The organism is Terrabacter carboxydivorans, assembly GCF_039532035.1.
Classification (GTDB): Bacteria; Actinomycetota; Actinomycetes; order Actinomycetales; family Dermatophilaceae; genus Terrabacter; species Terrabacter carboxydivorans.
This window is the reverse complement of the sequence record NZ_BAAARE010000072.1, coordinates 1-860: the sequence shown is the minus strand read 5'-3', so window position 1 is coordinate 860 and position 860 is coordinate 1. Positions and strand designations below refer to the sequence as shown.

The 860-nt window shown below is 69.3% G+C and carries 2 protein-coding genes and 1 other annotated feature; both genes read right to left on the bottom strand.

All coding sequences use genetic code 11. The features are described from left to right. Positions 1-456 (bottom strand): IS3 family transposase (locus tag ABD297_RS23600; protein WP_344257613.1); only part of this gene is annotated, 456 nt, incomplete at its 3' end. Further along, positions 397-525, bottom strand: a sequence feature (AL1L pseudoknot). (Overlaps the previous gene by 60 nt.) Further along, positions 483-809 carry a transposase gene (locus tag ABD297_RS23595; protein ID WP_344257611.1) on the bottom strand — a complete coding sequence of 109 codons (327 nt, stop codon included), beginning with the start codon at positions 807-809 and terminating at the stop codon, positions 483-485. Its footprint overlaps the feature before it by 43 nt. Between the last annotated feature and the right edge of the window lie 51 nt (positions 810-860).

Below are 860 nucleotides of genomic sequence, written 5' to 3'. Positions count from 1 at the left end.
GCGACGAGAGAACAGGTCCAGGACGAACGCGACGTACACGAACCCGGTCCACGTAGCCACGTAGGTGATGTCGGCGACCCAGCGCTGGTTCGGCGCCGCAGCGGTGAAGTCCCGCTCGAGCAGGTCCCCGGGCCGGCTGGCCACCTCTGCTGGGACCGTCGTCCGCTTGACCCGTCCCCGGACAGCGCCGGCGAGGTGCTGGGCGCGCATGCGCCGCTCCACGGTGCAGCGAGCCACTGGCGCTTCTGGCGTTTCCCGATTCAGCGCCTTCCACATCTTGCGGACCCCGTACACCCCGAAGTTCGCCGCGTGGGTAGCCAGGATCCGCTCGTCCAGGGCCGCGTCGGCGACCGCCCGCGCCGAGGTCGGGCGGGTCTTGGCGGCGTAGTACGTGGACGGGGCGATCTTGGCGCCGGCCTCGGTCAGGGCCCGGCAGATCGGCTCGACTCCGTGCACGTCTTTGTCCTGGTCGATGTAGCGGATCAGCGAGTGGAGGGGCGGTCGAGCTCCGCCGCGAAGAAAGCCGACGCGCTCTTGAGGATCGCGTTCGCTCGACGCAGCTCGCGGACCTCCCGCTCCAGCTCAGCGATCCGCGCCTTGTCCTCGGTGGTGACTCCGGGCGCCTTCCCGGCATCGACGCGGGCCTGCTTGACCCAGTTACGCAACGTGTCGCCATTGATGCCGAGCTGGTCACCGACGCGCAGGCACGCGCCGTTGATGCTCGGACCGCCTGGCTCCTCGACCAGGTCCATGACGAGCCGGATCGCGCGCTCACGCAGCTCGTCCGGGTACTTCCTCGGTGCTGGCATGACTCCACCCTTTCGCGGGTTGGGAGCCTCCATCAATCCCGGAGCGGTTCA